This window comes from Noviherbaspirillum autotrophicum, assembly GCF_000818395.1.
In the GTDB taxonomy this organism is placed as follows: Bacteria; Pseudomonadota; Gammaproteobacteria; order Burkholderiales; family Burkholderiaceae_D; genus Noviherbaspirillum; species Noviherbaspirillum autotrophicum.
This window is the reverse complement of record NZ_JWJG01000028.1, coordinates 1,795,266-1,803,156: the sequence shown is the minus strand read 5'-3', so window position 1 is coordinate 1,803,156 and position 7,891 is coordinate 1,795,266. Positions and strand designations below refer to the sequence as shown.

The 7,891-nt window shown below is 61.7% G+C and carries 5 protein-coding genes; all 5 read right to left on the bottom strand.

Annotation, left to right across the window (positions count from 1 at the left end; translation table 11 throughout):
* Positions 1 to 108: 108 nt before the first annotated feature.
* The 5 genes from TSA66_RS09665 to TSA66_RS09640 all read right to left on the bottom strand — a co-directional run bounded on the left by TSA66_RS09665 (position 109) and on the right by TSA66_RS09640 (position 7,885).
* The gene (locus TSA66_RS09665; RefSeq protein WP_040039846.1) at positions 109 to 1,899 is read right to left on the bottom strand and encodes an acyl-CoA dehydrogenase; all 1,791 of its coding nucleotides are present in this window, start codon (positions 1,897 to 1,899) and stop codon (positions 109 to 111) included.
* Between the two features lie 25 nt (positions 1,900 to 1,924).
* The gene (locus TSA66_RS09660) at positions 1,925 to 2,410 is read right to left on the bottom strand and encodes a MaoC family dehydratase (protein WP_052452211.1); all 486 of its coding nucleotides are present in this window, start codon (positions 2,408 to 2,410) and stop codon (positions 1,925 to 1,927) included.
* A gap of 92 nt (positions 2,411 to 2,502) precedes the next feature.
* A complete protein-coding gene (locus TSA66_RS09655) occupies positions 2,503 to 4,152 on the bottom strand; it encodes an acyl-CoA synthetase (RefSeq protein WP_040039845.1) in 1,650 nt (549 codons plus the stop codon).
* Between the two features lie 59 nt (positions 4,153 to 4,211).
* The gene (locus TSA66_RS09650; RefSeq protein WP_040039844.1) at positions 4,212 to 4,901 is read right to left on the bottom strand and encodes an acetate uptake transporter; all 690 of its coding nucleotides are present in this window, start codon (positions 4,899 to 4,901) and stop codon (positions 4,212 to 4,214) included.
* A gap of 782 nt (positions 4,902 to 5,683) precedes the next feature.
* Entirely contained in the window at positions 5,684 to 7,885 is a 2,202-nt protein-coding gene (locus TSA66_RS09640; RefSeq protein WP_052452210.1) for a carboxy terminal-processing peptidase, read from the bottom strand.
* Between the last annotated feature and the right edge of the window lie 6 nt (positions 7,886 to 7,891).

Genomic DNA, 7,891 nt, shown 5'->3' with positions numbered 1-7,891 from the left:
GCCGGGTCCGGCGCCGACGATCACTACGTCGTATTCCATCGACTCGCGCGGGCCATACTGTTCTATCAGATTTTGGGTCTGTGTCATGTTTTCAGAAGAGTGCGTTCGTTACAGCCGCCAGGCGGTGTCCGGGAATTCGAGAAGGCTTGCGCTACCGGTGCGAATGGTTTCGCCGAGCGCCGGGGCGCCGACCAGGATGTGCTCGGCATAGAATTGCGCAGAGAGCGCGGTCGCCGTCAGCAGTTCCGGTTGCACCAAGTCGCGCACGGCGGCCTGCAGCCTGCGCACATGCATCCATCCGCCGCATACCGTGCCCCACAACTCCAGGTAAGGCGCGGCGCCGGCGTAGGCTGCGCGCGGGTTGCTCTCGTTTTGCTCCTGCAGCCAGCGCACCGCTTTGCGCAAGGCGTCGCAACCGTCGGCCAGACGTACCGACAGCGCGTTGGCCGTCGCGTGGTCGAGCTGGCGCAGCGCGCGGATATCCCGTTCGATCGTATCGATCAGCGACAGCGCAGCATTGCCCTTGTCGCGCAGGGTCTTGCGTCCGACCAGGTCGTTGGCCTGGATGGCGGTGGTGCCTTCGTAGATCGTAAGAATGCGCGCATCGCGGTAGAACTGCGCGGCGCCGGTTTCTTCGATGAAGCCCATGCCGCCGAATACTTGCAGCGCGTCATAGGTGACGCCTTGCGCGCTCTCGGTGAACCAGCCTTTGAGCACCGGGATCAGCAATTCCATGCGGCTTTGCGCATGCGCGCGCGCTTCGGCATCGACTGCGCCCGAGTGCGCGATGTCCTTTTGCATCGCTACATAAATGGCAAGCGCGCGCATTGCCTCCACCTTGCTCTTCATCGACAGCAGCATGCGCCGCACGTCCGGGTGGCGGATGATCGTCTTGCCCTGGCTGCCGTCTTCGCCCACGGCGCGGCCCTGCACGCGCTCCTGCGCATAGGCGAGCGCGTGCTGATAGGCCCGGTCCGAAATCGACAGCCCCTGCAATCCGACGGCGAAGCGCGCCTCGTTCATCATGATGAACATGTATTCGAGCCCGCGGTTTTCTTCACCGACCAGATAGCCTACGGCGCCGTCCTGTTCGCCGAATAGCATCACCGCAGTCGGGCTGCCGTGGATGCCAAGCTTGTGTTCGATCGAGGCACAGCGCACGTCATTGCGTTTGCCACAGCTGCCGTCGACATTGACCAGGAACTTCGGCACCACGAACAGCGAAATCCCCTTGACGCCTTTCGGCGCATCCGGCGTGCGGGCGAGCACCAGGTGAATGATGTTGTCGGCGAAGTCGTGTTCGCCGTAGGTGATGAAAATCTTTTGGCCGCTCACGCGGTAGGTGCCGTCCGGCTGACGCACGGCACGGGACTGGACTGCCGCCAGGTCGGAGCCGGCTCCCGGTTCGGTGAGGTTCATTGTGCCGGTCCACTCGCCGCTGACCAGCTTCGGCAGGTAGGCCGCCTTGAGCTCGTCGCTGGCCGCCGTCAGCAAGGCTTCCACCGCACCGTTGGTCAGCATCGGGCACAGCGCAAAGCTCACGCTCGCGGCGTGCCACATCTCCTCAACCACGGTGGACATCACCGCGCACAGGCCCTGGCCGCCGAATTGCTCGGGAAAGCGCAGACCATTCCAGCCGCCTTCGCGAAAGGCGTGGTACACCTCCCTGAAGCCCTCCGCCGTCGTGACCTTGCTGTCATCCCAGCGCGCGCCCTGGGTGTCTCCGATCCGATTGATCGGAGCGATGCGCTCGCGCGCGAACTTGCCTGCCTCGTCGGCGACGGCAAGCGCGGTGTCGCCGTCGAGCTCGATGCCGCATTGCTGCGCATGCTGGTCAAAGTTGAAGACGTGCTGGAGCAGAAATCCGATGTCGCTCAGCGGTGGTTGGTATTGGCTCATGGTGATTCCCTGGTTCTGTTTTCTATCAATTCGAAGCTGCAAGCCTGCCGTGCTCGGCGGCGCCGGCTAACGGCTGGACAAGCACCTGCCCGGAGCCGACCTTGACTAGCGCCTCGCCGTCGATGACGGTCTGGCCGCGCACCTTGCAGGTGGTTTCCAGCAGCACGCGCCGCTTCTCCGCCAGGACTTCCTTGACGGTGACGGTGGCATGTACGGTGTCGCCGGGGCGCACCGGCGCGCGGAAGGTCAGGCTCTGGTTGAGGTAGATCGCGCCCGGGCCCGGCAGCTTGTTGGCGATCGCCGCCGAGATCACGCTGGCAGTCAGCATGCCGTGCGCGATGCGTCCGGAGAACGGCGTGGCTTGCGCGAATTCGTGGTTGATGTGGACCGCATTGTTGTCGCCGGAGACGCCGGCAAACAGGACGATGTCGGCTTCGGTAATGGTTTTGGAAAAGGTCGCATTCATGCCGACCGAAAAATCCTCGATATCGAGTCCGCCCAGATTATTCATGCATTGCATCCTTTACGATCTGGCTTGCCGTGTTACGCGATTCGGTGGAGAAGCGGGCGGCGGCTTTGAACGGTACGCCGCCCGCAGTCGATTTACGCTGCTGCCGCCTGGCCGGCGCGTTCGCGCAGAAGGAATTTCTGCAGCTTGCCGGTCGAGGTCTTCGGCACGGGACCGAACACTACCGACTTGGGCACCTTGTAGTGCGCAAGGTGTTCCCGGCAATAGGCGCGGATATCGTCTTCCGTGGCTGTCTGGCCTTCCTTGAGCTGAATGAAGGCGCATGGCACCTCGCCCCATTTCTGGTCTGGCTTGGCGACCACGGCGACCACTTCCACGGCCGGATGACGGTACAGCACATCCTCGACCTCGATCGACGAGATGTTCTCGCCGCCGGAAATGATCACGTCCTTGGAACGGTCCTTGATGCGGACATAACCGTCAGGGTCGACCACGGCCAGGTCGCCGGTATGGAACCAGCCTCCGGCGAATGCTTCCTCGGTCGCAGCACGGTTTTTCAGGTAACCCTTCATCGTGATATTGCCTCGGAACATGATCTCGCCGATGGTCTGGCCGTCCCATGCCACCGGCTGCATCGTCACCGGATCGAGTACCGTCAGCGCTTCCTGCATCGGGCTGGCCACGCCCTGGCGCGCATTCAGGCGCGCGCGTTCGTCCAGCGGCAGTTCGGCCCAGTTTTCATGCTTGGCGCACACGGCGGCGGGGCCGTAGGTTTCGGTCAGCCCGTAGACGTGGGTGATGTCGAAACCGAGGCGCTCCATGCCTTCGATGGTCGAGGCCGGCGGTGCGGAGCCGGCGATAAAGCCGGCGACCTTGTGCTCGATGCCTTCGCTCAGCCCGGCGGGCGCGTTGATGAGCATGTTGTAGACGATCGGCGCGGCGCACATGTGGGTGACGCGGTGGGTGCGGATCGCTTCGAAGATTAGCGCCGGATCGACGCGGCGCAGGCAGACGTTGGTGCCGGCATTGGCCGCCATGGTCCACGGGAAGCACCAGCCGTTGCAGTGGAACATGGGCAGCGTCCAGAGATACACCGAATGCTGCGGCATGCTCCATGAAACGATGTTGGAGACTGCATTGAGGTAGGCGCCGCGATGGTGATAGACCACGCCTTTCGGATTGCCGGTCGTGCCCGAGGTGTAGTTCAGCGCGATCGCATTCCATTCGTCCCACGGCAGGCTCCAGGCAAAATCCGGATCGCCTTCCTGCAGCAATTGTTCGTATTCGATTTCGCCGACGTGTTCTCCTCCTTCATACAAGGCGTCGTCGATATCGATTACCAGCGGCGGATTTTCAAGCATCGCCAGCGCGCGCGCGATAGTGCCGCTGAATTCGCGGTCGGTGAGCAGCACGCGTGCTTCGCCGTGCTTGAGCTGGAAGGCGATGGCTTCCGCGTCGAGGCGGATATTGAGCGTATTGAGCACGGCGCCGATCATCGGCACGCCGAAGCTCGCTTCATAGGTCGCCGGGATGTTCGGCGCCATGACGGCGACCGTGTCGCCCGCGCCGATGCCGCGACGCTGCAGGGCGCTGGCCAGGCGGCGGCAGCGGATATAGGTTTCGGCCCAGGTGATGCGGCGCTCGCCATGGATCAGCGCGATTCGCTGCGGGTAGACGGCGGCTGCTTTGGCCAGGAAGCTCAGCGGCGACAGCGATGTGTAGTTGGCGGCGTTCTTATCCAGGCCTTCGCTGTAGGGATTGGTAGTCGATGCGGTGGTGAGCACGATGATGACTTTCTATTCTCTGATGATGGTGGGGGAGAAGATCAACAAACGACGTACTGTTATCTTTTGGCGGCTGCGGCGATCGGCTCGACCAGGTGCTTTTCCTTGGCCATATGGACGGCCGGGCCCTTGCGGATCAGGCCGAATGGCTTGCCGAGCGGGAGCAGCGTGCGGCCGAAATAGCTGTTCAGGAACACGGCGCCCGCGCAGTAAAAGCCGAGCAGCGAAATCGCCAGTTCCGAATAGGCGGCAAGGGCGCTGAAGAAGGGCGCGTTGATGCCGAAGATGCTCAGCGCGAGCGACGGCAGCAGGACGTTAATCAGCACCAGGATCGCGGCGAATACCTTGTTGGCTTCAAAAGCGGCGACCATGATGAACAGCGAAAAGATGAAATAGCCGATGCAGGCCACGCCGAGCTGCTTGCCGTCGGCCTTGTCGCCGATGGCGCCCAGCCAGCCGAGGCTGGTTGCCCAATGCATCGCCACCGCGATCCAGAACAGCCCGTAGGCGCCGAGCACGATGGCGCCGAAATAGTTGTTTTTCTTGAAGTCGATGGACGAGGCCCAGATCTGCGCGATCGAACCGAGGAACAGCGCCCATGGAATGATATAGACGCTGCCGGTGGTCCAGCCCATTTTTTGGGATGCCGCGACAAAGGTCACCATCGACAAGCCGAACACGCCGAGTGCGGTGGGGTCGGACATGATGATCTTGGTTTCGGTGACCGGGGTCGAAGAGGATGCTTGCATGGATGTGTCTCCTGAAGTTGATGGAATGTTGCTGTGAACTGGTGCTGGCGTGTTTATCCGCCATTCGTGCGCACTATCCGTTTGCGCGCACATGATTTATTTTTTTGTTTCGTGCAATCGCCGGGGGCTACATTTCCATGGCGACGGCGCTGCTGCGGCTGGTTTGCCGAACGCCCCAGTATCCGGCCCGGATGCAGGCCAGGCAGCGTGCAGAGAAGCGTGGCGAGGTGCTCGCATTTCCCGGCTGCGGCACGAAAAACTCCGGGGCGGCCGGCCAGTATTCGAGACATGCCGCGCAGCGTATTTCTGTTCCGATTTCCGTTTCAATCGTACGGGGCCTACCGAACACGTTAATGACTCCCTTCGGGTGTTTACGATGAGGTGCAGCCTGGTTGATGCTTTGGCCGGAGCTGGTCTTCCCGGGTTGTCTTGTACCTGCCAGGCGCGCTGTAACGGGCTGGCCGTATCGTGCAAGCCAGTCGCCGGTTGCGCTGGCTTGCTTGTCAACTTGATATGCGAGGGGAATTCTAGAAAGGAATGGTTACGCAATCTTTTCGCAAATGTTGCGAAACGTAACGGTGCGACTTAAGTGGTTTTGCATGCATGAAGGAATCATTTTATTGATTTTTATCAGCATGTCTAGAAAAATGTTGCTTGACGCAAGCATGCGAAAGTGGTGGTGCGGAACCATTTTTGTCAGTACAAAAAAAGGGCGTACCGTAAGTACGCCCTTGAGGTCCATGCCGGGGTGGCCGCACGCCCGGCTGCACGCGTCTACCAAGCTAATTGACGCCCATCGGTTTTCGGATCACCGGATCATTGGCGGCTTTCCCTCCGGATGTGGGCGCGCGGGCCGCGAACCGGGTGCCGGCATTGACCAGTTCGGCCGCATCGGCGGCGATATTGGCCGCTTCCGTGAGCCAGATATCCTTTGCATTTTTCCGTACTGCATCTACCGGGGATTCTTCGTCAAGGTCGCTTTCGTCGGGCAAGGCCGTTTCCGGCGATTTTTCCTTTTTTGCGCCAGGCGCATCGGTCTTGAAGGATGCCTTGGTGCTGTCCGGCTTATCTGTCGTTTTGCGCAGCTTGAGCCTGGCTTCGCGCAGATCGCGCTCCTTGGTGCGCTCGGCTTCGTTGAGCGACAGCACGGCCTTTTTGCGCAGCGCCTTGAGCTCGGCGAGATCCTCGATCAGGTACTGGAAATCCTTGTCCTGGGCGACGCGCGCCGCATGACGTGCCTTCAGCAGCGGAATCAGGCCCGACATGTCGCCGGCCGGCGCATAGCTGGCGGCCCGGATCTGGGACCAGGGCAAGGCATTGTCGAAGCTCGATTCGCCGAAGCGCTCGGTATCCGAGAGGGCTGGAAAACCGATGTCCGGCGTCACGCCGCGCAGTTGCGTGGTTCCGCCATTGATCCGGAAAAACTGGGCGATGGTCATCTTGAGTTCGCCGAACGCCGGCTTTTCGTTATGCGCCATCTGGTCGAGGTCGATGATCGTCTGGACCGTCCCCTTGCCGAAGCTCGGTTCGCCGATCACCACGCCGCGCCCGTAATCCTGGATCGCCGCCGCGAAGATTTCGGAGGCGGATGCCGAGCCACGGTTGATCAGCACGCCAAGGGGACCGTCCCAGGCGCGCTTGGCCGTGTTGCTGCCATCGATTCTGACCTGGCCCTGGGAATTGCGCTCCTGGACCACCGGACCCATGCCGGTAAACAGGCCGGTCAGCGCCACCGCTTCATCGAGCGAGCCGCCGCCATTGTTGCGCAGGTCGATCAGCACCGCGTCGACCTTGCTCTTCTTGAGCTCTTCCAGCAGGCGCTTTACATCGCGCGTGGCGCTGCGGAATTCCTTTTCGCCTTTGCGGCGCCCCTCGAAATCCTGATAAAAGGCGGGCAGGGCAATGACGCCGACCTGGCGCGTGATGCCGTCCTGCTTGACCTGGAGAATGGATTTCTGGGCGGCTTGCTTGTCGAGGCTGATCTTGTCGCGCACCAGCGTCACCAGCTTGTGCTTGCCGTCGGGACCGGCATCGGCCGGCAGCACGTCGAGCCGCACCGTGGAATCCTTGGCGCCGCGAATCAGCGTCACGACTTCGTCCAGGCGGGTGCCGACCACATCCATGATCGGGCCGTCGCTGCCTTGCCCGACGCCGACGATGCGATCCCCGACCTGCAGCTTGGTGGAGAGGGCGGCCGGCCCTCCCGGCACCAGTTCGCGGATGGTCGTGTACTCATCCTTTTCCTGGAGCACGGCGCCGATGCCGAACAGCGACAGCCGCATCGAGATATCGAAATCCGCCGATGCCGCCGGGCTGAAATAATCGGTATGCGGGTCGACCGAGGTCGCAAACGCATCCATGAACACCTGGAAGGCATCCGAGCTCTTGGACTTGTGAATGCGCGACAGCAAATTGCCATAGCGCTTGTCGAGGGTATTGCGGATCGCCTTGTCGTTCTTGCCGGCGAGCTTCAGTTGCAGCCAGTCGTTCTTGACACGCTTGCGCCACAGTTCGCGCACCTCATCGTCGGTTTTTGGCCAGGAAACCTTGTCTCGGTCGAACTGGAAGCTCTCGTTCCGGGTGAAATCGGGCGGTTGTTTCAGCAGATCGCGCGCATAGGCGAGACGCTCGGCCACGCGCTGCTCATACCGGTTGAATATGGCAAACGGCATGCGCAAATCGCCGCTGTCGACATCCTCAGCGAGCTTGTTGCGCGCAGCGGAAAACTGGTCGATGTCGGCCTGGATGAAGAAGAGCTTTTCCGGATCCAGCGATTTCAGGTAGCGATCGAAAATCCGTTCCGACGTCACTGCATCGAGCGGTATGGGCCGGTACGGGAACCGCTTGAGGATGTTGGCAGCGAGATGGGCTGTCTGGACTTGTTGCTGCGATGGCGACAGCTGGGGCAGGGATGACGGTTCCAGGGCGGCGACATTGGCCACCGCGACGAACGCCAGGATGATTGACAGCAGTGTACGCTTCATGCGGGT